At 45.6% G+C, this 26,627-nt stretch carries 23 protein-coding genes; 10 read left to right on the top strand and 13 right to left on the bottom strand.

What is annotated here, in order from left to right; translation table 11 throughout:
• Positions 1–11: 11 nt before the first annotated feature.
• From ABDD95_RS16745 to ABDD95_RS16715, 7 genes are all read right to left on the bottom strand, one after another.
• Positions 12–1,343: a TldD/PmbA family protein gene (locus ABDD95_RS16745; RefSeq protein ID WP_345948484.1), complete on the bottom strand. Its 1,332-nt coding sequence runs from the start codon at positions 1,341–1,343 to the stop codon at positions 12–14.
• A 7-nt stretch (positions 1,344–1,350) separates the two neighbouring features.
• Positions 1,351–2,988, bottom strand: a complete 1,638-nt coding sequence (locus tag ABDD95_RS16740; protein ID WP_345948483.1) for a TldD/PmbA family protein — start codon at positions 2,986–2,988, stop codon at positions 1,351–1,353.
• 48 nt (positions 2,989–3,036) lie between these two features.
• On the bottom strand, positions 3,037–4,824 hold the full coding sequence (locus ABDD95_RS16735) for a hypothetical protein (protein WP_345948482.1): 1,788 nt from the start codon (positions 4,822–4,824) through the stop codon (positions 3,037–3,039).
• 6 nt (positions 4,825–4,830) lie between these two features.
• Positions 4,831–6,948: a DUF4175 family protein gene (locus ABDD95_RS16730; protein ID WP_345948481.1), complete on the bottom strand. Its 2,118-nt coding sequence runs from the start codon at positions 6,946–6,948 to the stop codon at positions 4,831–4,833.
• Entirely contained in the window at positions 6,949–8,481 is a 1,533-nt protein-coding gene (locus tag ABDD95_RS16725; protein ID WP_345948480.1) for a BatA domain-containing protein, read from the bottom strand.
• Between the two features lie 170 nt (positions 8,482–8,651).
• Positions 8,652–9,521, bottom strand: a complete 870-nt coding sequence (locus ABDD95_RS16720; RefSeq protein WP_345948479.1) for a DUF58 domain-containing protein — start codon at positions 9,519–9,521, stop codon at positions 8,652–8,654.
• Between the two features lie 54 nt (positions 9,522–9,575).
• A complete protein-coding gene (locus ABDD95_RS16715; RefSeq protein ID WP_345948478.1) occupies positions 9,576–10,568 on the bottom strand; it encodes a MoxR family ATPase in 993 nt (330 codons plus the stop codon).
• 192 nt (positions 10,569–10,760) lie between these two features.
• Here ABDD95_RS16715 and ABDD95_RS16710 point away from each other — a divergent pair, with 192 nt between their 5' ends.
• From ABDD95_RS16710 to ispG, 3 genes are all read left to right on the top strand, one after another.
• Complete coding sequence (locus ABDD95_RS16710; RefSeq protein WP_345948477.1) at positions 10,761–11,387, top strand: DUF4159 domain-containing protein; 627 nt, start codon at positions 10,761–10,763, stop codon at positions 11,385–11,387.
• A 62-nt stretch (positions 11,388–11,449) separates the two neighbouring features.
• Positions 11,450–12,070 carry an RDD family protein gene (locus ABDD95_RS16705; RefSeq protein ID WP_345948476.1) on the top strand — a complete coding sequence of 207 codons (621 nt, stop codon included), beginning with the start codon at positions 11,450–11,452 and terminating at the stop codon, positions 12,068–12,070.
• An 81-nt stretch (positions 12,071–12,151) separates the two neighbouring features.
• Positions 12,152–14,287, top strand: coding sequence for a (E)-4-hydroxy-3-methylbut-2-enyl-diphosphate synthase (gene ispG / locus ABDD95_RS16700; RefSeq protein ID WP_345952114.1), 2,136 nt, complete (start codon positions 12,152–12,154; stop codon positions 14,285–14,287).
• Here ispG and ABDD95_RS16695 read toward each other — a convergent pair.
• Positions 14,284–14,745 carry an energy transducer TonB gene (locus ABDD95_RS16695; RefSeq protein WP_345948475.1) on the bottom strand — a complete coding sequence of 154 codons (462 nt, stop codon included), beginning with the start codon at positions 14,743–14,745 and terminating at the stop codon, positions 14,284–14,286. The genes ispG and ABDD95_RS16695 overlap by 4 nt on opposite strands.
• A 116-nt stretch (positions 14,746–14,861) precedes the next feature.
• A complete protein-coding gene (locus ABDD95_RS16690; protein WP_345948474.1) occupies positions 14,862–15,161 on the bottom strand; it encodes a hypothetical protein in 300 nt (99 codons plus the stop codon).
• Between the two features lie 232 nt (positions 15,162–15,393).
• Here ABDD95_RS16690 and ABDD95_RS16685 point away from each other — a divergent pair, with 232 nt between their 5' ends.
• Together ABDD95_RS16685 and ABDD95_RS16680 are read left to right on the top strand one after the other, a co-directional pair.
• Positions 15,394–16,512, top strand: a complete 1,119-nt coding sequence (locus ABDD95_RS16685) for a histidine kinase (RefSeq protein ID WP_345948473.1) — start codon at positions 15,394–15,396, stop codon at positions 16,510–16,512.
• A complete protein-coding gene (locus ABDD95_RS16680; protein ID WP_345948472.1) occupies positions 16,509–17,243 on the top strand; it encodes a LytTR family DNA-binding domain-containing protein in 735 nt (244 codons plus the stop codon). Before ABDD95_RS16685 ends, ABDD95_RS16680 begins: the two co-directional genes overlap by 4 nt.
• Here the strand turns inward: ABDD95_RS16680 and ABDD95_RS16675 are convergent.
• Together ABDD95_RS16675 and ABDD95_RS16670 are read right to left on the bottom strand one after the other, a co-directional pair.
• Complete coding sequence (locus ABDD95_RS16675) at positions 17,236–17,922, bottom strand: hypothetical protein (protein WP_345948471.1); 687 nt, start codon at positions 17,920–17,922, stop codon at positions 17,236–17,238. The two genes, ABDD95_RS16680 and ABDD95_RS16675, sit on opposite strands and share 8 nt — an antisense overlap.
• 200 nt (positions 17,923–18,122) lie before the next feature.
• On the bottom strand, positions 18,123–18,860 hold the full coding sequence (locus ABDD95_RS16670) for an energy transducer TonB (RefSeq protein WP_345948470.1): 738 nt from the start codon (positions 18,858–18,860) through the stop codon (positions 18,123–18,125).
• 85 nt (positions 18,861–18,945) lie between these two features.
• On the opposite strand from ABDD95_RS16670, the gene ABDD95_RS16665 reads away from it, so the two are divergent.
• Positions 18,946–20,685: a thiamine pyrophosphate-dependent enzyme gene (locus tag ABDD95_RS16665; protein ID WP_345948469.1), complete on the top strand. Its 1,740-nt coding sequence runs from the start codon at positions 18,946–18,948 to the stop codon at positions 20,683–20,685.
• 99 nt (positions 20,686–20,784) lie between these two features.
• Here the strand turns inward: ABDD95_RS16665 and ABDD95_RS16660 are convergent, their stop codons facing one another.
• Positions 20,785–21,786 carry an MBL fold metallo-hydrolase gene (locus ABDD95_RS16660; protein WP_345948468.1) on the bottom strand — a complete coding sequence of 334 codons (1,002 nt, stop codon included), beginning with the start codon at positions 21,784–21,786 and terminating at the stop codon, positions 20,785–20,787.
• Between the two features lie 138 nt (positions 21,787–21,924).
• On the bottom strand, positions 21,925–23,199 hold the full coding sequence (locus ABDD95_RS16655) for an amidohydrolase family protein (protein WP_345948467.1): 1,275 nt from the start codon (positions 23,197–23,199) through the stop codon (positions 21,925–21,927).
• A gap of 106 nt (positions 23,200–23,305) precedes the next feature.
• Here ABDD95_RS16655 and ABDD95_RS16650 point away from each other — a divergent pair, with 106 nt between their 5' ends.
• From ABDD95_RS16650 to ABDD95_RS16635, 4 genes are all read left to right on the top strand, one after another.
• Positions 23,306–23,875, top strand: coding sequence for a sigma-70 family RNA polymerase sigma factor (locus ABDD95_RS16650; RefSeq protein ID WP_345948466.1), 570 nt, complete (start codon positions 23,306–23,308; stop codon positions 23,873–23,875).
• Positions 23,859–24,632: a hypothetical protein gene (locus ABDD95_RS16645; protein WP_345948465.1), complete on the top strand. Its 774-nt coding sequence runs from the start codon at positions 23,859–23,861 to the stop codon at positions 24,630–24,632. The genes ABDD95_RS16650 and ABDD95_RS16645 overlap by 17 nt, the downstream gene beginning before the upstream one ends.
• A 28-nt stretch (positions 24,633–24,660) precedes the next feature.
• Positions 24,661–25,530 carry an outer membrane beta-barrel protein gene (locus ABDD95_RS16640; RefSeq protein WP_345948464.1) on the top strand — a complete coding sequence of 290 codons (870 nt, stop codon included), beginning with the start codon at positions 24,661–24,663 and terminating at the stop codon, positions 25,528–25,530.
• Positions 25,531–25,602: 72 nt separating this feature from the next.
• Positions 25,603–26,604 (top strand): ABC transporter ATP-binding protein, encoded by a 1,002-nt coding sequence (locus tag ABDD95_RS16635; RefSeq protein ID WP_345948463.1) that lies wholly within the window; start codon positions 25,603–25,605, stop codon positions 26,602–26,604.
• Positions 26,605–26,627 lie beyond the last annotated feature (23 nt).

The raw sequence follows: 26,627 nt of genomic DNA, 5'->3' as shown, positions 1-26,627 counted from the left end.
TTTAGACGTGATTACACCGCGTCTGAAAGTGACGTAAACGTAAAGTCCCGAATCTTCATCGGCGGTATCATGTAACTACGGTAACTTTCTACACTGATAGCACGCTCTGGCTTGCCCAATGTTTCTACGTTGTTTAACATGATAATCGGGCTCTCGTTAAAGCGCATGTTCTTAATAGGGAACTTAATTTTGCCGTTCTCGATATAAAAAGTGCCATCGCGGGTTAAGCCAGTTAGAGCCAGTACCTGCGGGTCAACCATACGAATGTACCATAAGCGCGATACTAATATGCCGCGCTCTGTACTTTTTATCATTTCATCCAGTGTGGCCGTGCCGCCGTCCATAATAATATTGCTTGGACCAGGCATTGGTTTTACACCTTTTTTCTCCGCCCAATAGCGCGAATAGCTTAAGTTTTTAACTACACCATTCTGTATCCAGTAAGTTTTTTCTAAAGGTAACCCCTCGCCGCTCCAAGTGCTGGCCGGCAGGTCGGCGTTAAATGGATCAGAATAGATATTTACTTTATCGTCCATTAGTTTTTCGCCTAAACGAGTGCCTCCGCCTCGCTTGCTCAGGTAACTGCGGCCTTCATCAGCACTGCGTGCATCAAAACGGAACATGTTTTCCATCATGTACACCGCCGCTGTGGGTTCCAGTATAACGGTGTATTTGCCTGGTTCAATGGCACGTGCGCCTATGGAGCCATTTGCTTTTTGAGTGGCAATCTTAGTAGCGGCATAGGTGTCCAGCTTACTTACATCGGTAAAACCGCGTGCTGCATAGCCCGAACCTGTTCCTTCTTTATTACGTGTGGTTACCGAGAAAGTAACATCGGTTGACTTGTTATAGGCAAACAAGCCTTTGTTGTTCATGGTGGCATAAAAGCCCGTAGTATTTTCTAAAAAGCCTGCTGCCTCCAAACCGGCTTCTTTTGATGCTTTTAAACTGGCTGCAACCATTTCGGCGCGACTTTCGGGCGTCATGGCTGCAGTTTTGGCATTATAGGTGTTGGCTTCGGCAAAAGTTTGGCCGCCCAAAGGTGGCATATGCTCCGGGTTTTCCGGAGCCAACTGGGCCAGTTCTTCTGAGCGGCGCACCACTTTTTCTAATGAGGCGTCATCGAACTCATTGATGGTAGCGGTTCCGGTTTTTTTACCGAAGGTTGAGCTTACCGCCAAACCCAGGGTGCTGATATCGCCTGCAGTTGATACGGCGTTTAATGCGGTACGGATGTTGCCGCCTTCCTGACCGTTTAAGCCTATCTCGCATTCATCGGCTTTTGAGTAACTGAGCACTTTCTTTAATAAAGCCTGTGCTTCTTCTTTGCTAAGTATTGGCATATGCTGATTATCCGATTCTACGTTTAGTGTTTATAACATTTACTCCTTTAAATAACGAGGTCGACGACCCGTGCGATACGGCGTTCGACTGGCTCGGCTGACCTTTGCCATCGTTAAACGCGCCGCCCAGTCGGTAATCGCGCTCATCGCAAACTGCAGCCAGTGAGTTCCAGAACTCCTGGTTGGTAGCCTGGTATGCCACGTCGTTCAGCATGCCCACAATCTGCCCGTTTTTAATCTCATAGAACAACTGGCCGCCAAACTGGAAGTTGTAACGTTGCTGATCGATAGAGAATGAACCGTTACCTACAATGTAGATACCTTTTTCGACCTTCTTAATCATTTCGGCCACGCTAAGCGGTGTTTTGCCCGGCATTAACGATACGTTAGGCATGCGTTGAAACTGCACGTCGGCCCAGGTTTGAGCGTAGCAGCAGCCTTGTGATTCTTTTAGACCCAGCATGTGTGCCTGATCGCGTATGGCCTGGAAATTAACCAGTGTGCCGTCTTTTACAATTTCCCACTGTTTAGGTTTAACGCCTTCGTCATCATAACCTACAGCGCCTAAGGAGCCTTTCTGGTTTTTATCGGCTACAACATTCATGTTAGTGCTACCGAATTTAAAGTTGCCCGATTTTAACTTGTCTAAAGAAAGGAAACTGGTGCCTGCATAATTAGCTTCATAACCCAATACACGGTCTAACTCGGTAGGGTGGGCAACCGACTCGTGAATGGTTAACCAAAGGTGCGATGGATCCAGTACCAGGTCGTATTTGCCTGGCTCAACCGATTTTGCTGATACCTTTTCAGTAGCATTTTTGGCGGCGTTTTTCACATCCTCCAGCATATCGTACCGGTTTCTGTAACGGGTAACAACGCCTTGCATTTTTTCAGCTTCCGATGGGGTTAAGTACTCATAACCCATACCTACCGGCGAGCTTAAGGCGGCGCGCGTTTCAAAAGCACCCTTAGCTGGGTCTATCTTGGTAACGCTAAAGTTGGGGTACAAACGGTGTATGTCCTGGTCGATGTAAGAGCCATCGGTTGAAGCAAAGTATTTTTGCTCGTTAATAGCCAGTATGGTCGAATTTACAAAGCTTGCACCACCTGCTAATGCTGCACCATTTACAGCCATCAGCAGATCTACCTTTTCCTTAATAGGAACCTCGAATGCATTTTTCTCAATTGGGGTTTTCCAGCTTACCTCGCCATAACCTTTTTGCGGAGCCAGTTGTACCGGCGGACCGCCAATTTTAGCATTAGCCTTAGCCACGGCAACGGCACGTTCGGCTGTTTTGGCTACACCGTCTTTAGTTACGGTATTGGTGCAGGCAAAGCCCCAGCAACCATTTACTAACACGCGTATACCTACGCCGTACGATTCGGCGTTGGCTACGTTAAGTACGCGGGTTTCGCGGGTGATAACAGCCTGGTTGAGGTAGCGGCCTATGCGAATGTCGGCATAGCTGGCACCTTTAGATTTAGCCGTGTTGAGTGCTACATCAGCCAGTTCTTTTTTAATGCGCACATCAACCTGCTCCAGTGCCTGAGCCGGATCGATTGGGCTACCGAAGGATGGCAGGTTGGGCAGCATTAAGGCACCGGCACCTACACCCGACAGATAAATAAAATTTCTACGTTTCAAGGTTTAATCCTCCTTTTAGTAATTAGTTGGTATGAGTTGTTTAGTTTTTTAGCTTATAAATTTACGCTCGATCCATAAAAAGGTACAAGACGCTAATAAAAGTAAATAAAAAATCAGTTTAGGAACCTCAATTTTTATTTTTTGCTGTATTTGTTTTGTTACAGCCACCTTTTTTTGCTGAACTGCGGCAAATGTTGACGTTTCAGCTATTCTTTTAAGCTGATTTAAGCTCCTCCAGCCTGTTTTTGTATAGTTGTACCACCAAAATGACGGCCCATTGCCTGAATTTGCCACCTGCCAACCTGTTTTATGAGGCCAGTAACTGAAATTCCATTCGTAAGGGATGGCTGCACTTTGCTCAGGCGCTATTTTTTGGCCATTGATGATCACATCTTGGGGCGGTACCGGACTTTGCAATACTAGCCTCACCTGTTCGTTTTCTGATGGCAATGCCGATGCAATATGCCAGCTTTGTAATGGTGGTAGTTTACGGGCAGATTTACTAATGAGCAGCGACCATAGCGCCGCATAATCTGTTTTGTTGCCAGCCAGCAGCCAGCTATAAGTATGATTTAAAGTAGTTAATATTACCTTACCAGCGCCGGCCAGCGCTATGCCAGCCAGTTCGTGGCGTTGTGCATCAGTTGCCAGGCTTTGGGTGTTGTTACGATAATTAATGTATGCTGCGTCAATTCCTAATTTGGCTGTTTTACGTGTCTGGCCCTGTAAAATCAGCTGCACTAAAGGCTGTTCTTTTACAGCAACGGTGGTAACAGGAAAATCGCGTTGCAGCCATGAGGCAGCCTTATCTGAGCTATCGGCCCGAACAATAACGCCTAATCCTTTTTGCGTTACCTGTTGCTTCAATAGTGCTCCTTCTGCAGCAGTGAGTGATTTTAGGGCAGAGAGATCGCCCAATACTACATCAAATCTATCTAACACACCGGCTGAAAGCTTTTGTAAGTTCAATTTATCAAGGTTGGTGTATTCTTCACTGATTTTATCTTTACTAATCACAGAGCGGCTGGCAACCGCGTAGCCATTTTCGCCCAACCAGTTTTTAAGGAAACGTGTTTCAAAGTTGGGAGCCGCGTTCAGCATTAACACTTTTAACGGGCTAGTCGGTTCAATCTGAACGGGCAAATCTTCTACAGCTAAGGTATCGTTACCAGCCAAGGCCAGTAACTGGTAAACAACCCGCCCCGTTGGTTTAGGCACTGTGCTAAGTTGAAAGCTGGTTGTTTTAGTGGCCGGCAGGATAATAGAATCCAACACTGTATTCAAACCTTTGAATAAGAATTTAACAGGTTTCTCTTCATTATTTTGAAAGATGCCTTGTACCAACAACGACTCACCCGTTTTTAACGTGGCTGGCCAGCTTATGGATTGGAGGCCAGCAGGCCGCTTTGGCGGGCGATAACCAATCGGCGAATTACTTAACAATTCTAACTCATTAGCTGTTAGGCCATAACCTAAAATTCTTACACCAGTAAAAGCCGGTTTGTGGTTTCTTAACTCTTCTAAGCTGCCGAGTAGAATCGATTTTTTGTAACGTTTTTTGATGCTGGCATCGGTGGTAAAAACTGAATCGCTACTATTTATATCATCGGTGTTAAATCCGTCTGTTAAAAGCACAGCATTGGTTGTTTGTGCAGCGGTTTGTGTGGTGCCGTTGTAAGTTACAGGTAAAGCTATACAGCCAAGGGCAGCCACCGCCAGCCATACAGCCAACAAACGCCAAAATAAACGCCTGCGGTCGGTACGGCGATATTCCTGCCAGCTAAAAACAAGCGCTAATACAATACAAATAATACTGACCGATATAATCCAGTTCATGCTTGCTTACCGGTTTAAATTTTGATAATAACGTTGAGCCAAACCCATGTCGGCAGTGGTTGACGCAGGATAAGGTGAAGTTTTACTGGATGGTAAACTTTTTTGTATAGCCTTTTCAATCATACTGCGGTCGGTCGGCTGTACAACATTGCTGGTTAAAACACGTCGTAATGCGCCAACCGCTTTTAAGTAGATGCCAGGTTGTGCCGACGCCCGTACGGCTAACTGCTGCGCGGCCAGTTGCAGTATGCGTTTATCGGCCAGGCTTAGCGCCCGATGTTTAGACTGCTCCAGTATGCCGGCTGCTTTTTTCAGTGTTTCATATTTATCCGTCCCCGGCTTTGACTTTTGCTGATTAACTGGTGAGCCGATTTTGGTGAGGTCGCCACTCAGGCGTTTTTCGGGTTTAAGCGGAGGCGGGTTGTAATTGGTTTTGGCCACAAATGAGCGCGATTTTTGCTGCAGGTCTTTTAACAACCGTAACGCTTTATATTCAAACGGCAGTGCTTCCAGGGGTTTGTAAAGGCGCAGGCGCAGTTCGGCTTTCCACATTTCGTTCAGCGTAGCCTTTAATTGCGCTTTTACGGCAGGTTCCAAAAATGTGGCATCTTCTGCGTTATCATGCTTATCGGTGTAAGCATCCATCACCATAGCGGCGTTGCCAAAATTTTCTGCTTTGCCAAGTTCATCATGTTCATTGTCTTCATGACTGCCTTCTTCTTCATCTCCTAAAAATTTGCCATAGCGCAGGCGCAGCATTTTTTGATCGGTGCCTAAATCATTACAACGGTTTTTAAATGTGGTTACGCCAATGCTGTCTTTTTCCTTCAATAACTTTTCGGTGTCCAGAATAATTTGCCGCTGGCTTCTGAAATATTCGGGTTTTATGTTTGCAGCTGCCACCAATCCGTCCATGCTGAGTAGTTGTGCTGTGTCCTGTATGGATACAATGAGCACATCCGTGCGGTTTTTTTGCTGATGTGTATCCTGTGCCTGCACGTAAAAGTAAAGTTCATCACCGGGTTCCATGTTCAGCTTTGGTAAATCAATAGTGCGTTGCAGATTGTATTGCCGGCTGTGCTTTCCGAACGATGTATTGAAGCTGAAAACCGTATCCTTAAACTTTACAGACTCGCCGCTGCCTTTAGCCACTGTAGCAAAAATCTGAGCACTGTTAACGCCATAATCATCACTTAAATTGGCATTGATAATAACACGGGGAAGCTCGCCAGCATCAATATGGGTATATTGCCGGGGCGATTTAATGTGAATGGCCGGTAATTCATCCTTTACCACCTGTATTTGATAAAGGTCGGATAGTTTGCCATTAATACTTACCTGGTAAAAACCAGGTTTGCTGAGCAGGCGTTGTGCCGTCCATTCAGTGGACTTTTGGTGCGTTAATGCCAGCTTTTCATGTTCATTGAACAGGAGCGTTACGCTTTTAACGGCAATGTTAGTGCTGATGTGCCAGGTTACTATTGCGCCTTCTTCGGCAATAATGGTAAATTTATCCTGCTGGCGTGCTGGCTTGCCGGTATATGCGGGCGGCATTATTTTTAACGCTACACCATCGATTTGCGGCAGTACCTTTTCTGGCGGCGCAGTGTTTCGAACAGTCTGTTTGCTGTCGCCAAAGTAGTAACCTCCTTTTGCTGCCGGCCAGTGCTTACCCAACCAAAGCATGCCCGCGCTTAAAATTAAGGCTAATGCCAATAATCCTGCAGCTTTTTTTACCCGATGCATAACCAGCGGCGGCTGGCCCGGCAGGTGCACAATCTCCTGTTCCACTTTGGAGCGTTGCAGGCTCTCAAGCAAATTTAATTCCGCGGCTGGTTTAATCACCAGCGCACTGCTTTCTTCCAGCTGCGGGTAAGTAACATTCAAATAACGGCAAAGAGTAGCCAGGGTGGTATTCCATGGCCGGCGGATGGTTGCCAGTATGCCCATAACAACCATGAAGGATACTATGCCACACCCCACAGCACGTGCTTGCAATGGGCGATACAAAATGCTGGCTATTAAAAAGGCGCAGCCTGTAGCCAGCAAGGCATCGGCCAGTAACTGATAGCCAACGTAGCGCTGCTTTAATTGCTTTATTTTATGTAATGCGGCCTGTTCCATTTAGGCGTTATGAGTTTGAGGTGTGCGATGGGCCAGCCAGCGTTCGGCAGCAAATACTATAACCAGCGCCAGCCAGAAATAGCGGCCGAGGCTTTTGTTTTCAGCCGGCTTACCAGCTGCGATGGTGTGCGTTGCTGAAGTGATAACCGGCATATATTGCTGGCGGCTTAATATTCTTTTATCTGAATTGGGCTGGTTTGCCTGGTGGCTTGCCTGCATTAATTGAAGTAACCATGTGGGGAAGGCATTGCTCCAAACCAAGTTATTCCAGGCCGGGTTGAAACGGCTGTAAAAGCGATAGATGCTGGTTTTACCGTACTGCTGTGCAGATAATATGGGTTTACCAAAACCATCCCGCCATATACTAGGGTCTGGACTATCTCCGCTCACGGCTTTAAATAACTGCACTTTACCTTCATCAGGCAGCGCGGTTGAAAAGTAGCCCGCGTTACTCATTAAAGTGTTTACATTTAAAATCTTGCCTTTTTGGTAAGCAAAGATGTGATTGCAGCTTTTTATTGCCCGATGGTTAAGCGTCTTGTCCGACAGCCAGAAGAGCCACTGCGTTTGTGGAGAGATCTGACCCGGGTTAGTAATTATCCTCAATACAGTTTTACGCTGTGTAAAGCTGCTTACCGCTTGTAAGGCTGCTTTTAGGTAGGCGGCATCCGTACTGTTATCGGCATAAATGAGGAGCCGATGAGTGGTGGTATCAATATTAAACGGCGCTTGGTTGTTATTAGCAGGCTTCACCTGCGCATTGTCTCCGGCGGTTTGTATGCTGAACGCCGGATTGCTTCGCGTTGCGCTTACTGTGCTATAGGTATAGGCAGTGCCCAATGGTGTACTGTTGCCCTGTATAACCCTTATATCGCCGGCGTTGGTAAACCATGCATCCTGTATCCAGCTGCTTGCTGAATCGGCCGGGGTGTAGGTTTGCCAATGCAAATTAAGCGCTATCTCTGGCTTGTTACCCCTAAAGTATTTGGCCTGGTTAGGTGTGAACACAAAAACGGGCAATGGTGAACTTACGCGGTTATTAAGTTGTTTGAACAGGCTCCAGTAGTTGGCAAGCGGAGCGGCGGCGGCGGGTGGCGAGGCAAGAATAGAATCTTTTGGGTGCAGCAGTATCTGTTTAAGGTTAGATTTTGCAAAGCCCGTATTAAAATAATGAAACTCGTAACCTGCACGGTTAAGCGAGTCAATAGTACGCTTAAATTTTTTGTAAGTTTCGGTAAGGTTTTCTTTGGGTACCAGTAGCCAGCCTTTTACTTTAACCGCTTGCACTTTTTTTTGCCATACCGGCATGGCCAGTAATAATGCTATCAATAACAGTAAGAGGCAGCGCAAAATAAATAGTGTTACATCCAGCAATTTAAAACTCCGGCTGCTTTTACGTGAGGCAGCATTAATAAGCGATATGCTGCCCACTTTGAGCACTTTGCCCGGCCGTATATTCCACAGGTGTATGAGTACCGGAATTGCTATTGCGGCAGCACTGAAAAACCATATGGGATTCAAAAATTGAAACATGTAGCTCGTTTTTAAAAGACGTAACACTTATGAGCGCCGTCGCAATATTTTACAGTACCAATAATCTTCTCCCGAAAAGACGACTCTTGATTTGCATTGCGTTATTGATGTATATTGTCATCGTTTTCTATCTCTTTTATCTCCGTTCCGTCCGGTGTGGCGCGGCCGGTTTACCCTTTGTTCCGCTGCACTAAGAAGTCACGCAAAGCAACATCAAGAGGTTGGGCTGTGCTGAGCATACGGTGTACAATGTGTTTGCCGAGTAATTGCATGCGTATGTTTTCGAGGTGGGCCTGTAAGGCTTGCTGGTATTGCTGCCTGGCCTGTGGCCCTACCTGTATCACTTCGCCCGTTTCCAGATCTTCTAAAGCGGAATAGCCCTTAAAGTCAAAATCCAGTTCGTTTTGCCCCATTAATTGAAATACAATGATCTCGTGCCTGAGCGCCGCGAGTGAATCTAATAATTTCATGATCTCGCCCTCGGGCTGGTACATGTCGGTAATAAATACCAGTAGTTCTTTTCGGCCTGTACCGGCAAATAATTCTTTATAATGTACGGGTTGAGTAAAACTACCGGCCGGCTTTAAGTTCTCTAACTGGTGATATAACCGCTGTAAATGTTGCGGATCGGGCCGCGAGGCCAGTGAAAACAGGCCACCTTCTTTAAAAACATACAAGCCCACTGCATCTCCTTGTAAATTGGCCAAATAAGCCAGTGACGCTGCCAGGAAACGGGCATACTCTATTTTAGTTAGCGTGCCATCATGATGGTTCATGGAAGCACTGGCATCAATCAAAAAACGTACTGAAATGCTGGTCTCAATTTCTGACTCACGAATATAGTACCGGTCGCTGCGGGCATACATGCGCCAGTCAAGCCAGCGCAAATCATCGCCGGGCTGGTAGCTGCGGTATTGGCTAAACTCCAGTCCGGGCCCCTTAACGGTACTTTTGTTAAAGCCGTTCATAAATCCATCAATCACCGTTTTAGCCAGCAAAGGCAGGTTCTTGATCGTCATGAGTACTTTCGGGTCGAGCATGATTTTATTTCGGATGTTCGGATTATTGCGGTTGCATAACCTTAATTCTTATTACTAAACCCGTGGTCTTTCTATTAATTTAATCAATTCAGCGGTGGCTTTGTCTGAGGTAATTCCTTCAGCTTCGGCTTTAAAGTTCATAAGTACGCGGTGGCGTAGCACAGGAGTAGCCATGGCGTGTATGTCTTCCAATAACACGGCATAGCGGCCTTTGAGCAATGCACGCGCTTTAGCGGTTAATATTAACGCCTGCCCCGCACGCGGCCCAGCGCCCCAGCGTACCCACTCTTTTACATAAGGCAGGGTAGAGGTATCGGGCCGGGTAGCACGTATAAGCTCACTTACATAGCGCACCAGTTCTTCGCTAATGCTTACCTGGCGCACCAGGGCCTGGGCCTGCTGTATCTCTTCAGCGCTAATAACCGGGTTAATGGTGGCTTTGGTGGTGCCGGTAGTGCGGTTTAATATGGCGAACTCTTCTTCAGCGGTAGGGTAGCCAATTTGTACCAGTAGTAAAAAGCGGTCTAACTGCGCCTCGGGCAGGGGGTAGGTGCCCGCTTGCTCAATAGGATTTTGGGTAGCCAGGATGAAAAAAGGCTTATCGAGCGGGTAAGTTTGCCCACCGTAAGTAACTTCAAACTCCTGCATGGCTTCCAGCAAAGCCGACTGCGTTTTGGGCGGCGTGCGGTTTATCTCGTCGGCCAGTATAATGTTGGCAAACAAGGGGCCTTTATTAAATTTAAAAAAGCGCTTGCCGGTTACGTGGTCTTCCTCCAGTATTTCGGTGCCTACAATATCGGTAGGCATTAAATCGGGTGTAAACTGTATACGGCGGAATGACAGGTGCAAAGCCTGCGACATGGTTTTAACCAGTAAGGTTTTAGCCAGCCCGGGTACACCTTCCAGCAGGCAGTGCCCACCGGCCAAAAATGCTACCAGAAGTTCATCCAGAATGTGTTCCTGGCCTACTATCACCTTTTGTATTTCAGTTTTTAGCTGCGGAAGCTTAGCCAGCAGCGATTTTACGTGGGTTTCTGTTAGTTCCAAAGCTCTTATTTTATAGCGCCCTTTAATTTATAAAGGTGTTGTTCAGTTTCGCATCACAATATATTGTGATTTGGATTAAAAGGCATTAGATTTTGCGAAAAATTAAATTAAGTATTTAAAAAATTACAAACACGGTAAGCAAAATCTGTCAGAGCATTAAAATTTTCTTCTACTTTTAAAGTTTTAACAGCAATGTCATTAAATTCCAAGTTTACTTTTACCCGCTTTAGCTATCATTCAGGCGATTGGGACACCGATCAGCGGATGCCCATTAATATATTGAACTCATTGCTGGAGTACACTACCATTCCTATTGATAGTAAAGAGAAGGTGGTGGCCTTAAGCAGCCCGGATGTGTTTAACTCGCCGTTTAGCTACTTGAGCGGGCATAAGCTGGTACAGTTTGATGCGCAAGAACGGGCCAATTTTAAAAAGTATGTTCAAAATGGCGGCTTTGTATTTGTAGACGATTGCAACCATGATATAGATGGTCTTTTTGCCAAATCATTTGAGGCGCAAATGGCATCACTTTTTGGGCCGCAGGCGTTAAAAAAGATCCCTAACAATCACGAGTTGTATCGCTCCTTCTTTACGTTCGAAAAAGGTCCGCCCAATACATCATTTGAGTTGAATGGCTGGGGAGATGACCTGGTGCATGATTACCTGAAAGCCATCACCATAAATGGCCGGATAGCCGTTTTGTATAGTAATAAGGATTACGGGTGCGAGTGGGATTACGATTTCAGGAATAAGCGCTTTTTGGCCGAGGATAACACTAAGTTCGGCGTAAATATTGTGGTATATGCCATGAGCTCGTAAGGGTTTGGGTAAGCAATACTAAAAGGTTACTTTTGCCCGGCCTGTTAAACACAGCGTACTGCATGGACAATTTTTATGTAAAAGATAATGACGGCGAAAAAGGTCCGTTTACGTTTGAAGAACTGACTGATGGTCGTCTGGAGCCTAATGATATGGTACGTACTGATTTTACCAGTTGGGAAAAAGCCAGTGATATTTTAGATTTCGCAGAATACTTCCGGTACGAGGGTTATTACTTTGCTACCGAAACCAACCTGGCTAGTTTTTGGATACGCCTGCTTGCCTTTATCATAGACCATGTCATCGTTTCCTTTTTGATAGGCTTCGGTTTTGTGTTATTTGCCGATTACCTTCCGTTTAGTATCAATACCTTTAACATTGAAGAACCGCATACGCGGGATCTGGTTCAGCGTATTTATCTGATCACACTTTTTGTTTATAACCTGTTGTTGTGTGCACTGCCTTTAAGCAGTACTTTGGGGCAGGCCCTGTGCCGGTTAGTTATAGTGGATGGCGAGGGCAGGAAGATAAACCCATTAAAAGCAATGATTAGAAGCGCTGCTAAAATATTTTCTTTTTTGTTTTGCGGCGCCGGTTTTTGGAGCGTGCTTTTTATGCAGCACAAGCAGGGCATACACGATATGCTGGCTAAGACGTACGTGATCAGGAAGGACGAGCTTTAAATTAACATTCTCTTGAAACAAGCATAAGCGGATAATGCTTAACTTTGTATTTATAATCAAAGTTATCTCTCTGTGCATATGATGAATGCTGATGCTGTAAAAGTGCTGCCTGGCCGTTATTGTAACTCATTAACCCAATACTCCCGTTTTGTAACCCGCGAGGTAACCATTGGCGATGTGCCCATGGGTGGCAGTAACCCCATCCGTATTCAAAGCATGACCACTACCGATACCATGGACACCATAGGTACGGTAGAGCAAACCATTCGTATGGTTGATGCCGGTTGTGAGTACGTACGTATTACGGCACCCAGTATAAAGGAAGCACAGAATTTAGCCGAGATTAAAAAGCAGTTACGTGCGCGTGGTTACACGGTGCCGCTGGTGGCCGATATCCATTTTACGCCCAATGCTGCTGAGGTGGCTGCCCGTATTGTAGAGAAAGTACGCGTTAATCCTGGTAACTACGCCGATAAAAAGAAATTTGACGAACTGGAATATACCGACCTGGAATACCAGGGCGAACTGGACCGTATCTTTCAAAAGTTTACCCCGCTTGTAAATATCTGCAAAGAGTACGGTACCGCCATGCGCATCGGCACCAACCACGGCTCGCTGAGCGACCGCATTATGAGCCGGTACGGCGATACGCCGCAGGGCATGGTAGAGTCGGCCATGGAATTTATACGCATGTGCGAGGCTTTGAATTACTATAACCTGGTTATTAGTATGAAAAGCAGCAACCCGCAGGTAATGGTACAGGCTTACCGTTTGCTGGTTGATACTATGGTGGCTGAAGGCATGAACTATCCGCTGCACCTGGGCGTAACTGAAGCCGGCGATGGTGAGGATGGCCGTATCAAATCGGCGGTAGGCATTGGTACCCTGCTGGAAGATGGCCTGGGCGATACCGTACGTGTATCCCTCACCGAAGAACCTGAAGCTGAAGCGCCTGTAGCAATTGCATTAGTGAACCGGTATTTAGAGCGGGGCGCAAAGGGCGTGGAAAAAAATCAAGAGTCACAATCCACAAGCCAAGTGTTTTCTGCCATTCCGCTGGTAGCTCCGATCTCCGCTCCTCAGCACAACCCTTATGAGTATCAAAAGCGTGTTACCGATGAGGCTAATGCCTTTATTGGCGGGCATATGGTACCACGTGTGGTGCTGGATTTGAGCACGAGGAACCTGAAAGACCCATCGGTATTGAATGATGCCGGTTACCTGTACTCGCCCGTGCTGGATAAATATAATATGGCCGATCAGTCGGTTGATTTTGTTTACCTGGCCAATCAGCTGCCTTCGTTTACTTTTCCGGGTAATTTAAAGCAGTTATACAATTACACCACCTGGCAAACCTTAACACATAAAAAGAATTGCCACCCGGTATTTACGTTAGCCGAATACCTGGCAGCCGAAGACCGTTCATCAGCTTTAAACCTGGTGAAGATTGCCCTGGCCGATTTTGATGCCGCCCAGTTAATTAAACTCGCCCATGATGATAAAGGACTGGTTTTGGTTTTAGAAACTGATGCATCGCACGGCATGGCCGAGCAGCGCTCCTTCTTCTTTAAATTAGCAGCGGCGGGCATAACCACGCCGGTTATTATTAAAAGAAGCTACGGGTTTGGCGCAGAGAGCCACGAACAGGGAGCAGAGCAACTAAACATAGCACCAAATACCGGTACATCGTCTATAGTTAATGCTGATAACTCCAAAGTTTTAATTTCTGCTACCCACCCAACTGATCCGGTAACTGAATTGCAACTTTATGCCGCTACCGATATGGGCGCTTTGCTGGTTGATGGCTTTGGCGACGGGGTTTGGATTGATGCACCCGGTATGCTGCCTGCGGTAATTACCTCAACAGCGTTTGGCATTTTGCAGGCCACCCGTTCGCGCATATCCAAAACCGAATACATCAGCTGCCCAAGCTGCGGTCGCACACTGTTCGATTTGCAGGAAACCACCCAAATGATCCGCAGCCGCACCAGTCACCTCAAAGGACTAAAAATTGGCATCATGGGCTGTATTGTAAACGGCCCCGGCGAAATGGCCGATGCTGATTATGGCTATGTAGGCGCCGGGCCGGGTAAAATCACCTTATACCGTGGTAAGGAGGTAGTGAAAAAGAATGTAAACACCGCCAGCGCATTAGACGAACTGATTGGCATCATCCAGGAGGATGGCAACTGGGTTGAACCGGCTGTGACGCTTTAAGAAAATAAAATAGGTAAATAATACTGTACTCTAACTGGTTTTCCTTTCTGTTTACCCGGTATCCAACGTGGTGAATGTTTAAGCAGTCTGATAGCTTCCCTGTCGGTTTTAGCAGTACAGCTTCTTATTATCTTGATGTTAGACACGGAGCCATTCTTTTCTATAACCACACAGGCAACAACCCGACACTGAACTCCTTTAATAGTGCGGATATTTTTAGTGATATAATCCTTAAAACCTTTATCCCCGCCCGGAAATACCGGAAAAATTTCGGCATAGTTATAAATGCCGCCTTTTAAAATTATCTGTCTGGATGGTCCACAAACCGGTTCATCAATTCGTACGGTTTGTGCGTCTGGCTTAGGTTTGGGTATGGCCTGTTGCTGTTGTGCCTGCGGCGGTCCACAAGCTGTACTCCAAGCACATAAACATAGAATAGCAGCAGCAAAGATTTTCATTTTTGGTAATTGGTAAATGAAGGTAAGTGTTTGATATGTAATTTAAAACCACTTCACAAAAAAAGCGGTACCAGCCTCGCGCCAGCACCGCTTACGTTCATTAAAACAAAAAATCTTTATGGCTTCAGCTTAAATGAAGCCGCCAATACACTTTTATTTTCCCGATAGTATTGTTGGGTAAGCAGGCTGTCTAAAATTTGGTTCAATGCTTTTTGTACCTTCTTTTTACTGATGTTAAGCCGTGCGTTTATAGTTTCGGTATAAATAATCTGCGAGTTATCGTCATAAAACTTTACGGTTTGCATTTTGGCTTTAGGGCTTTCGCTTTCAATTACCCAGGTGGCGTGATTTGTTTGTGCATAACTTTTCAAAAAGTAAACGGTGATAAGGATTAAGGTTAAAAATATCTTTTTCATGGTGCTTTAATTGTTAACCAAATTTATCCTGACTTCCTGTTCTTTAAAACAGCAGTAGTTACACAACATGAGTTAACTGTTAAACCGTGCGTTTTAACAGCCAAACACAGTTGGTGTGCATTAAGCATGCGTTTGCACCAAATCATCTGTTGTTGGTCGATGAAAGGGGGTTTTTAGTCTACATTTAACATAAACATTGGCTGATTTTGTTGACTTAGAGTAAATTAGTAGAATGGAAAGCAGCACGGTTATAACTATAGGACAACTGCGAATTAACAGAGTAGCACAGCATGTAATTTTCTGGACAGTTATATTTTGGCTGTTTGCTGGTATGTACGCCGTCAAAACCACATTTTGGGTTTCCTTTCGCAATAATCTTTTCTATGCGCCTATTCACATGACTTATTTTTACGTGCTGGCTTATTTCCTGCTACCTAAATATCTGTACAGAGGTAAGTACGTAGGTTTTGCACTCAGGTTATTGGTTCTTATGTTTTCTGTTATCATCTGTAGCCGGTTGGTAGATATCTTCATAGCCAGTCCTTACATTATTCAGCAATTTCCAAACATTGAGCAGGAGTTTGTAGATAGTATTTATAAACGCACCTTCTTGCAAAAAATAACTGATGAGGTGCTTTTTATAAACGCATTTAAAATGATGCATTTTGTGGTGTGGGCGGCCTTGGGTATTAAGCTCTTCCGGATGTGGTACGAGCGCAAGCAGGCAGCATTACAGGCCGAGTTAAGGGCACTTAAAGGACAAATACACCCTCATTTTCTATTTAATACCCTTAATAATTTATACGCACTTACACTTACCAACTCATCTAAAGCATCGCAGGTGGTGCTGGGTCTTTCAGATATGCTGCGGTATATGCTGTATGAGTGTAACACACCTTACGTAAGTCTGCAAAAAGAGGTGTTGATGCTGCAGCAGTACATCAGTTTGGAAAAGATCCGTTATGAAGAGCGCATAGATCTGAATTTTACGATAAGTGGTAATTTGGAAAATAAGTTGACTGCACCGCTCATTATGCTCACTTTTATTGAAAACGCTTTTAAACACGGCGCCAGTAATACAGTAGGTGAGGCCTGGGTAAATATTGATCTTCAGGTTACCAATGAACAGCTTAAACTTAAAGTAGCCAATAGCAAGCCCGAAACAATGCCTGCGGATGCAGATGTGCATCATGGCAACATAGGTCTGCAGAATGTTCGGAAGCGCCTTGAACTACTATATCCATCTGCCTATCAGCTCAAAATAATGGATGATGAAGATACATTTCTGATTGTATTAGAACTTACCATTATTTCGCAAAACCAACCTGTACCTAACCTAACCTTAGCATGAAAATACGCACCCTTATTGTTGACGATGAACCACACGCCATTGAGGTGATTGAAAATTACCTGGGCAATTTTGACCAGATGGAAATTGCTGGTCGCTGTAACAGCGCAATACAGGCGTTCCAGATTATACAGCAAAAACCAGTAGACCTGATGTTTCTGGATATTAAGATGCCGGGGATTAACGGCAATGATTTTTTGCGGAGCCTGAAGAACCCGCCGAAGGTAATTTTCACTACAGCTTACAGCGGGTTTGCATTGGAAGGCTTTGAATTGAATGCGGTTGATTATCTGCTAAAGCCGATTTCGTTCGACCGCTTTTTACGGGCCATGGATAAGATTTATCAACTCAATGAGCACCATAAACAGGCTGCCGTGCTGTCGCATGAAGTTCCGGTTGGCGACACCGAGGCTTATCTGTACCTCAAAGTAGAACGTAAAACCATAAAGCTCAACATCAACGATATCTTGTGGATTGAGAGCCTGCGCGATTATGTGAAGGTGGTTACGGCCTCGCAAGTATACATTAGCAAGCAAAAGATCAGCTTTCTGGAGGAGATGCTGCCCGAGCGGCGATTTGTGCGTATTCACCGTTCGTTTATCGTGGCAATTTCAAAGATTGATTCCTTTTACGCTACCGTAGTAGAAGTAAGCGGGCATGAATTGCCAATAGGCCGCAATTACAAGCAAGACTTGCAAAAGCGGTTAAAGGCGGAGAATTTGCATTTTAGTTGAAAAAAATAGGCACGGTATACTGAACTCTTACCACTTTATCAAGTATTTGACCGGGCGTCCATTTGGGCGATAGTTTGAAAATTCTTATTGCTTCATTAACGGCGCCCTCGTCTTGGTATTTTCCGATGGCATGGATGTCGCTTAAAGAACCATCTGTTTCAATAACAAAGGTTAAGACTAGCCTGCCTGGCGTTAATGCCTTTTTCTTATCCAGATTTTTATCTAAAAAGTCTTGAAAATTTGCAGGAGGTTTAGGTAAGATTTCAAAAGAACCAAATATCCCATCGGGAAACTTACCGGAAGATGTACCATTCAACGTGCTTGAGACAGTGGCTTTGCTACTGCTTCTTGTTGTATCCTTAACGGATGTCGCTTTTACATTTTGTGCATGCGCTTTGCTTGCAAACCAATTGAAACCAATAAGCACCATAGCAGCCGATAGCCATTTTTTCCATAGCGGCAAACTTGGCGGTGCTAATTGTTCTAATTTAAACCTGCCGCAAATATTATAATTGTTTTCTGCCAAAATTCGCTCAAACTCTTCAGCTTTACTGTTGGTAAAGTCATGAACTTTTTTTTGACACTTATCGCACTGCCGGCCACCTTCGGTTTCGGGCATAGCTTCCCAATTTGCATTACAGCGAAACTGCAATTGAACGTTTTTAATTTCGTTAGCCATTTGAATAAAGATAACGCTTAATTCAAAATTATAAAACCTTAAAGGCAATCGGTGTATATAACAACAAAATTCCTGAGAGATAGGACAAAAAGCGGCAGAGCAATAGTGGAGATGTTAATATCCACGGTTAAAAAGGGATATACGTTCTACCGACGAATAAACAGGATTTGCAAAATCGATTAAAGGCGGAGACCTGGATTTTAGTTGAAAATAACCGGTACAACATACTGCACCCTTACAGGTTCGTTGTTTTGCTTACCTGGTATCCATCTGGGTGAAAGTTTAAGCACTCTAATGGCTTCCTTTAAAGCGGCCGGGTCTGTACTCGGGCCAACAGGTTTAATGTTACTTAGCGAGCCGTCTTTTTCTATGATAAAGGCTATATGTACCCGGCTCCTTTTTACAGTTTTACCTGACTTTAAATGTTTATTCATAAAAGCCATAAACTTTTTTTCTCCACCCGGAAACACAGGTACAACTTCTACTGATGTAAAAACATCATTCGGCGAAATTTTTACTTTTTTGCATGATGAGGCAAGTTGTTTAATGACATCCGGTGATACTTCTCCTTTAACATCTTTTTGCTCAGCAGTATCGAGCGGAATTAATGGGGTACCTGTTAAAACAGTTGCTTTTCGCTCCCTGTCTTGGCATGCTGCTAAGTTAAACCCTATCAATAGCATAGCAGCCGAAGCCCATTTCTTCCACATAGAAATTCTATCGGGTGCTGATGTTACCTGTGTCTTACTGAAACGTCCACATATGCTGTAATTATTCTCTGCCAAAATTCGTTCAAATTCTTCAGCTTTGCTGTTGGTAAAGTCATGAACCTTCTTTTGACATTTATCGCACTGCCGGCCACCTTCGGTTTCGGGCATAGCTTCCCAATTGGCGTTACAGCTAAACTTCAGTTGAATGTTTTTAATTTCTTCAGCCATTTGTAATAAAGATAGCGCTTTATGTAAAATTAAAAAACCCGGTAAAGGCAATCAGGTTATCTTAAGTAATTAAATACCCTGAAGTATGGCCCAAAAAGTAGCAGAGCAAGTGGTGGAGATGTTAATAGCCGCCGGTGTAAAAAGAATATATGCCGTAACCGGCGATAGTTTAAATCATGTAAATGATGCCGTAAGGCGTAGCGATAACCGCATGCAATGGATACACATGCGCCATGAGGAAGCGGGGGCCTACGCCGCCGCCGCCGAGGCCGAACTGTTAGGTATTGCCTGTTGTGCAGGCAGTAGCGGCCCGGGCCACGTGCATTTAGTGAATGGTTTGTACGATGCGCACCGGTCGGGCGCGCCGGTTATTGCTTTAGCTTCTACCTGTCCGTCGCACCAGTACGGTACCGAATACTTTCAGGAAACCAATACCATAAAATTGTTTGATGATTGCAGCTATTACAACCAGGTAGCCACCACCCCGGCACAACTGCCGCGTATGCTGCAGGCCGGTATACAACACGCTATTACTAAAAAGGGGGTATCGGTAATAGGCTTGCCCGGTGATGTAACCGAAATGGAAGCCACAGAAACGCCATCAGCCTTAAAGAATTACCATACCAACCCGGTGATACGCCCAACCGACCGTGATTTAAACAACCTGGCGGCATTGATTAACGAACACGAAAAGATCACTATATTTTGTGGCATTGGCTGTGCTAACGCGCATGATGAGGTGGTGGAGTTATCTAAACGTATAAATGCACCCGTAGGCTATTCGTTCCGCGGTAAGATGTTTGTGCAGTATGATAACCCTAACGAGATAGGGATGACTGGTTTATTGGGCTTACCGTCGGCATATCATGCCATGCACGAGTCTGACTTGCTGATACTGCTGGGTACCGATTTTCCGTATGAGCAGTTCATGCCTAAGGAGTGTAAGATTGTACAGGTGGATATTAAACCCGAACGCATTGGCCGCCGCGCCAAGGTGGATGTAGGCTTATGCGGTAAGATTGAAGATACGCTCCAAGCGCTGTTGCCACTCATACCACAAAAAACCAACGATAGCTTTTTGCAGGAGCAACTTAAGCTTTATGCGCATGTAAAAGATAATCTTCGTACTTACATAGATGATAAAGGATCGGTTAATAACATTCACCCGGAGTTTGTGGCCGATGTGCTGGACAGGCTGGCTAACCACAATGCTATTTTTACAGTAGATACCGGCATGTGCTGCGTGTGGGGAGCCCGTCATATCCACGCTACCGGAAAACGGAGTATGATAGGCTCTTTTAACCACGGCTCTATGGCCAATGCCATGCCGCAGGCCATTGGTGCAGCGCTGGCTTGCCCCGACAGGCAGGTGATTGCTATGGCCGGCGATGGTGGTATCTCTATGCTACTGGGCGATTTGGCCACCATTACACAGTATAAGCTACCTATTAAAATAGTGGTTTTCAACAACCGCTCTTTGGGTATGGTGAAATTAGAAATGGAAGTAGCTGGTTTGCCCGATTGGCAAACCGATATGGTTAACCCCGATTTTGCATTAGTAGCGCAGGCTATGGGTATTAAAGGCGTAAAAGTAACCGACCCCGACCAGGTTGAGCAAGCCATGCGCGAAGCCATGATGTTTAACGGCCCTGTATTGTTAGACGTAATGACTGATCCTAATGCTCTGGCCATGCCGCCTCGTGTAGAGTTTGGACAAGTAAAAGGAATGACCCTGGCTATGTCAAAACTAATGCTTAACGGTCAGGCTGGCGAAGTTTGGGACACTATTAAAGCCAATTACAAGCATATTAAAGAGGTGTTTTAATAGCTGGCGCAAAGAGTACAACATCGAGAATATTAAATATGAAGAACTATATGTTGCTTTAACCTGTGCCAAACGACGGATTTTAAGCAACATATAATTCTAACTCTTATATTTTATCCACCATTCTGAGTTGAAATCCGCGCCGGTTACCTCGGTAGGTCTGCCCGGTTCAGGTACAAAAAGAGTGATGCTTTCTTTTGCGGCCAATTCCAGTAAAATCTCTATAGGCTCGTACCAGGCATGTAAGGCCAAATTAAACGTACCCCAGTGTATGGGCATCATTTGCTTGCCTTTTAAAGCTTTATGTGCATTAAAGGCACTAAGCGGCCCCATATGTATATCTGGCCAGTTTTTACCGTAGGCGCCAATCTCCAGCATGGTCAAATCAAACGGGCCGTATGCCTCACCAATGTCGGCAAAGCCGTTAAACCAGCCAGAATCTGCCCCAAAGAATATATTATGCGTATGCCCTTTTATTACAAAGGCCGACCATAACGTCTCATTACGGTTAACAATGCCCCGGCCCGAAAAATGGCGGGTAGGTGCGGTGGTAAGTGTGCAATCGTTGCCAATTTGCGCTGTATCGCCCCAGTCCATTTCGGTAATCAGGTGGTCGGCAACACCCCATTGGCGCAGGTAGCGGCCAACACCTAACGAGGTGTAAAATGGTATATTCAGTTTAGCCAGGGTGCGTATGGTAGCCTCATCAAAATGGTCGTAGTGATCATGCGATATAAGTACGGCATCAAGCTTAGGCAGGCTATTTAAAGGCAGCGGGGCAGGGAAGAAGCGTTTTGGACCGGCCCATTGTACGAAAGAAGCGCGGCTGCTCCAAACGGGGTCAGTTAAAATGCGCTTGCCATCAATTTCTATAAGCTGGCTTGAGTGCCCCATCCAAGTTACCCGCAGGCCGCTTGCCGGCGGCGTGTGGTACACTGATGCATCAGTAGTAAATGGTCCAAGTGTTTTACGCGGTGTGTTCTCGGCTTTGTTTACAATATATTCCCACATAATGGGCAGTAACTTATTAAAGCCGGCTTCGTCGGTAGGTATAGGATTTTGAAATTTGTTGCCCACTTTGCGGGAACCTTTAAGTTGCATACGTAACTGAATTAAAGGCAGCAATATACAAGGCAACAAGCATTTTATACCAATTGTAAAATAACTTTACATTTTCCTCATATAAGTGCAGGGAATAAAGCACCGGATTTTTGATAAAATAGATTAAAAGTCTGTTGGTTATTTTACCCTTACGCCATCTTTAATCACCATTCTAACTATTCTTACCGCCGTAATATCTTCAGCCGGGTTACCCTCTACAGCAATTAAATCAGCCATGTAACCGGGCTTAATCAAACCTAAGTGGTTCAGCTTAAATACTTCTGCGTTTACCGATGTGGCCGAGCGTAGGGCGTCCAGCGGTTTCATGCCGTAATCAACCATCAATAGCAATTCTCGGGCGTTGTCGCCGTGGGCAAATACGCCCACATCGCCGCCAAAGCAAATGGTAACGCCTGCTTTAAGCGCATTGGCAAAGCTGATGTGTTTCTGTTTGATGCGTTCAGGCTCAGGGTCTATGCCTTTTCTCCATCCTTTATAGCTGCTGGTTGCCTCGCCGGCGGCGAGTGTGGGGCACAAGGCTACGTTATGTTCTTTCATTAGTTTAAATATCTCCGGCGTGCCGTTGTCGCCGTGCTCAATAGTAGTTACACCTGCCAGCGTTGCCCTGCGCATACCCTCGGCCGTACTGGAGTGTACTGCCACCATGCGTCCGCTGCTGCCGGCCACCTGCACGGCCAGTTTCAATTCTTCCAGCGTAAAGGTAGGCGCAGCCTGATCGCCAAGTCCCCAGCGGTAATCAGCGTAGAGTTTTATCACATCGGCACCATGGCCAATTTGCGAACGGATAGCGCGGGTTAAACCCTCGGCCCCGTCTGCTTCCTCGGCACCCTGGGGTAAGCTAATTTCGGCTACGGGGCTTTTAGGGCCATAGCTGCCGGTAGCTACAATAGCCCGCGTTGCCGTCAGTATACGTGGACCCGGTATCAGGCCTTTATTGATAGCTGCCTTTAAGCCCACATCATCATAGCCGGCCCCTTCGGTTCCAAGCTCGCGGGTGGTAGTAATGCCGGCCATTAATGTTTCGCGTGCATGTGCCACGGCGCGGGCCGTACGCTCGGCACGGCTCTCGGTAAGCACCTGGTCGTTCCAGGTGGTTTCGTTATAAGGGTGCAAAAACAGGTGCGAGTGGCCTTCAATCAGTCCCGGCAGTAAGGTCATGCCTTTTAGCTCGGTAATGGTGGCCTGTGCAGGTACTTTTATTTGGTTGGCTGGCCCTGCTGCTGCAATCTCCTTGCCTTGCACCAGCACCACCCAACCTGTATGCAGGTCATGGCCATCAAATACGCGATCGGGCTTAAACAGTGTATAAGGCGCTGCGGCTGGTAGTGTTTGGGCACTCAGGCCTAAGGTTGTCAATAGTAATAATAAGAGTGCAGGCAGGTTTTTTTTCATAGCGGTTAAAGATATAAAAAGTGGTTTATTGCGCTTTTATGGATATTTTTAAAAAAACTTTAAAGGTGATGCAACCATTTGTCGCTATCTGTCATCTTCCTAACAAATGATGTTTTTAAAACATAAATATTCAACCGAAGACCTCATCGCAAAATGTAAAGCAGCCGACCGCAAGGCACAGGAACTGCTTTACAAACAGTTTGCTGCGAAAATGCTGGCCGTGTGCCTGCGTTATGCGGTAGATAAGATGGAAGCTGAAGATATGATGCAGAACGGTTTTGTACGCGTGTTTCAGAAAATAAATGATTACCGGGGCGAGGGGAGTTTTGAGGGATGGATGCGCCGCATTATGGTGCATGCCGCTATTGAGTATTACCGCAAGCATCATAAAATGACGCTGGTAGATATGGAGGAAAGTGGTTATGAATCACCGGTTAATGCTGTAGCTGCATCAAGCCTGGAGACAAAGGATTTGCTGCTGCTAATTAATCAGCTACCGGCAGGTTACCGCATGGTGTTTAACTTGTATGCCATTGAGGGCTACTCACACCGCGAAATTGCAGAGATGGCCGGCATTACCGAGGGTGCGTCCAAATCACAATTATCGAGGGCGCGCACTTTATTGAAACAAAAAATTGAACAAACGGAGGGAACGAGATATGAATATGCAAGATAACGAGCTGGACGACTTGTTCCGTACAAAGCTGGGTAATTTGGAGGTTGAGCCTTCGGCCCGCGTTTGGGGAAACATATCGGCTGAGTTGGGTACACCCCAAAAGCGTTCATTAGCGCCTGTATGGAGCATAGCCGCCAGTATACTGGTAGTGCTTGGCATTGGAAGCTTGTTTCTGTTAAACAAGCCGGCTAAGGTAGCGCAAAATCAAGTTGCCGTAAACCGGAACAAGCCATTAGTGAAAACCATTGAAAGAGAAGTAAAGTTGAAAATGAGATTGCCTGAAGCATTGCAAACTTCAACTTATGAGCAACCTGCTATACAAAACGTAATGCAGGTAACTGGGGTAAAGCATCGTATCAGTTCTGGCAATCAGCTGTCCAATAAACGCATTGAACCGGCAAACGAGCCAGCTAATGATCAGCCCACCGTGCAACCTGTACCGGTACTGGCGGCCGTGCCGGCACAAACTATCCCTAATGCGGTAGTGCCCGAAATGGCTTTAAGCAATAAGCTTGATGAAAATGATGCAGCTGCTTTAAAACCGATTACCCAACCAGCTGTTGAACCGGCTATGGCACACCAGCCAGAAAAGAGGAGAAAGCGTGGCATCAGTACCCTGGGCGGCCTTATTAATGCGGTTGTAGCCAAGGTAGATAAACGTGAAGACAAATTGATCGAATTTACTGAAACCGACGACGACCAGGCGAATGTTACCGGGCTAAATCTGGGTATCATTAAAATAAAGAAAGAAAAATAAATCCCTAATCTATTATACTTAACCACACATGAAACGCTTTTTACTTACTGCTATATTTTTTGCGGCTGTTACCTGTGCATTTGCACAAACTGTTACCACTACCAAAGTTACTACTACAACTGTAGTAAATGACAAGGGCGATACCGTAAAAACCCAATCAGACACTATTAAAACCAAAAAAAGGAGATTCAAATTCACTATTGGTTCGGGCGAGGATACCAAAGGTGTATATGTAAATCAGCCTGATACGGTAAAGCAGGTATCTAAATCCTCCGGCTTTTCATGGGGGTTAACCTTAGCACGTTTGGATTTGGGCTTAGCTACCCTGGTTGATAATGGTAGCTTCGACCTGTCGCCAACCAATAATTTTTTGCGTTACCGCTCTTGGAAAAGCAGTAACGTAGGCTTTGATGTGATCCAGGCCGGTTACCGCTTCACCAGTTCATTCCGCATTTATGTATCGGGTGGTTTTGATTGGACACACTTCCGCCTGCGCGAAAATATTACCATTCAGCCCGACGGGCCAAAAGAAGGGTTGGTTTATACGCGTGATAATATTCAATACGATAAAAATCGTTTTACATCAAGCTACTTCCGCATTCCATTAACTTTTGACTGGAGAAGTCATGACGATAGCCGAGGTAAAGCTGTTCACATAGCAGGCGGACCAATGATCGGCATTCTTTACAACGGCCGTGTAAAGCAAAAAAGCGATGAGAACGGTAAACAGAAGTTTAACGATAGTTACAACTTTACCAAAGTACGTTACGGCTTAACCGGCCGGGTAGGTTACGGCGCATGGGGAGTTTTTGGAAAGTATTACTTTAACGACATGTTTGATACCGCCGCTCAGGAAGGTTTGCGTAACTTCTCTTTTGGTATAATGCTTGGCTTTTAACGGCTTAACTATAAAAGCAACAAAGGCTACCTTAAACGGGTAGCCTTTGTTGCTTTTATGTATCTTTGCGCAATGGTAAAAACCACCCCTTTCTTGCAGGCTATTGCAGTTAATAAAGTATATCCCGGTAAGCAGCAGTCGGGTGTAAAAGGTATCGATCTAAGTATTCAGCAGGGTAAAATTACCGCTATAATAGGCGAGAGCGGCAGCGGCAAAAGCACATTGTTGCGTTTAATGTTCGGTTTGCTTAGTGTTGATAGCGGGCGTGTTGAATTTAAAGGAGAGCGTATTTGGGGACCGGAAGAAAAACTTATACCCGGGCACGATGCCATGAAAATGGTAACGCAGCATACTGATGATCTCAACCTTTTTGCCAAGGTATGGGACAATATAGCTATTTTACTTCCCAACACTAATTTGCAAGCCAAGCAGGAGGGTACCGAACGGGTGCTGAAGCAGCTGAACATGCATCGGCTGGCCGATAAACGTGTGGCCGACTTGAGTGGCGGTGAAAAACAGCGTGTAGCTATTGCACGGGCACTGGTTACCCAACCTGAGGTGTTATTGCTGGATGAGCCCTTTAACCAGGTTGACACCACCTTTAGAGACGGCTTGCAGCAGGATATCCGCAGGATTGTTAAGGAAACCGGCCTTACGGTAATCATTGTATCGCACGACCCGGCCGAAGTGCTCTCGATGGCTGATGAACTGGTGGTTATTAAAGACGGACAGATACTGGAAAGCGGTGTTCCAAAAAATGTATATAATCAGCCCAAAAACTTATACACCGCCCGCTTGCTTTCGCACTGCAATGTGCTGATGCGTGAAGAGGCAAGGGCCTTGCGTGTAAAAGGCGTGAAAGACCAGGTGGTGATCTATCCCGAATGGATAAAGCCTATTGCCACGGGCAAAAACATAGAGTGGACCATTAAAGAGATTCTGTTTAAAGGGGCCTATGAAGAAATTCACTTAGAGTACGGCCCAATAGAAATCCACCTCCTTAACCACGAGCCGGGCTTGTTTGACAATTACAGCCACATGGGTGTGCAGGTAGAGAAATATTTGGAGTATTAGGCTTTAAATTAAGTGGCTGAAGA

Source organism: Mucilaginibacter sp. PAMB04274 (genome assembly GCF_039634385.2).
In the GTDB taxonomy this organism is placed as follows: domain Bacteria; phylum Bacteroidota; class Bacteroidia; order Sphingobacteriales; family Sphingobacteriaceae; genus Mucilaginibacter.
This window is presented reverse-complemented; position numbering and strand designations above follow the sequence as displayed.

Bases quoted from the DNA above. Each gene is read 5' to 3' on its own strand.
- ABDD95_RS16685 (WP_345948473.1), top strand. From the start codon at position 15,394: ATGGAAAGCAGCACGGTTATAACTATAGGACAACTGCGAATTAACAGA.
- ABDD95_RS16735 (WP_345948482.1), bottom strand. From the start codon at position 4,824: ATGAACTGGATTATATCGGTCAGTATTATTTGTATTGTATTAGCGCTT.
- ispG (WP_345952114.1), top strand. From the start codon at position 12,152: ATGAATGCTGATGCTGTAAAAGTGCTGCCTGGCCGTTATTGTAACTCA.
- ABDD95_RS16670 (WP_345948470.1), bottom strand. From the start codon at position 18,860: ATGGCTGAAGAAATTAAAAACATTCAACTGAAGTTTAGCTGTAACGCC.
- ABDD95_RS16725 (WP_345948480.1), bottom strand. From the start codon at position 8,481: ATGTTTCAATTTTTGAATCCCATATGGTTTTTCAGTGCTGCCGCAATA.
- ABDD95_RS16690 (WP_345948474.1), bottom strand. From the start codon at position 15,161: ATGAAAAAGATATTTTTAACCTTAATCCTTATCACCGTTTACTTTTTG.
- ABDD95_RS16660 (WP_345948468.1), bottom strand. From the start codon at position 21,786: ATGCAACTTAAAGGTTCCCGCAAAGTGGGCAACAAATTTCAAAATCCT.
- ABDD95_RS16635 (WP_345948463.1), top strand. From the start codon at position 25,603: ATGGTAAAAACCACCCCTTTCTTGCAGGCTATTGCAGTTAATAAAGTA.
- ABDD95_RS16675 (WP_345948471.1), bottom strand. From the start codon at position 17,922: ATGGCTAACGAAATTAAAAACGTTCAATTGCAGTTTCGCTGTAATGCA.
- ABDD95_RS16650 (WP_345948466.1), top strand. From the start codon at position 23,306: ATGATGTTTTTAAAACATAAATATTCAACCGAAGACCTCATCGCAAAA.
- ABDD95_RS16710 (WP_345948477.1), top strand. From the start codon at position 10,761: ATGTCATTAAATTCCAAGTTTACTTTTACCCGCTTTAGCTATCATTCA.
- ABDD95_RS16695 (WP_345948475.1), bottom strand. From the start codon at position 14,745: ATGAAAATCTTTGCTGCTGCTATTCTATGTTTATGTGCTTGGAGTACA.
- ABDD95_RS16645 (WP_345948465.1), top strand. From the start codon at position 23,859: ATGAATATGCAAGATAACGAGCTGGACGACTTGTTCCGTACAAAGCTG.
- ABDD95_RS16665 (WP_345948469.1), top strand. From the start codon at position 18,946: ATGGCCCAAAAAGTAGCAGAGCAAGTGGTGGAGATGTTAATAGCCGCC.
- ABDD95_RS16730 (WP_345948481.1), bottom strand. From the start codon at position 6,948: ATGGAACAGGCCGCATTACATAAAATAAAGCAATTAAAGCAGCGCTAC.
- ABDD95_RS16705 (WP_345948476.1), top strand. From the start codon at position 11,450: ATGGACAATTTTTATGTAAAAGATAATGACGGCGAAAAAGGTCCGTTT.
- ABDD95_RS16640 (WP_345948464.1), top strand. From the start codon at position 24,661: ATGAAACGCTTTTTACTTACTGCTATATTTTTTGCGGCTGTTACCTGT.
- ABDD95_RS16680 (WP_345948472.1), top strand. From the start codon at position 16,509: ATGAAAATACGCACCCTTATTGTTGACGATGAACCACACGCCATTGAG.
- ABDD95_RS16655 (WP_345948467.1), bottom strand. From the start codon at position 23,199: ATGAAAAAAAACCTGCCTGCACTCTTATTATTACTATTGACAACCTTA.
- ABDD95_RS16745 (WP_345948484.1), bottom strand. From the start codon at position 1,343: ATGCCAATACTTAGCAAAGAAGAAGCACAGGCTTTATTAAAGAAAGTG.
- ABDD95_RS16720 (WP_345948479.1), bottom strand. From the start codon at position 9,521: ATGCTCGACCCGAAAGTACTCATGACGATCAAGAACCTGCCTTTGCTG.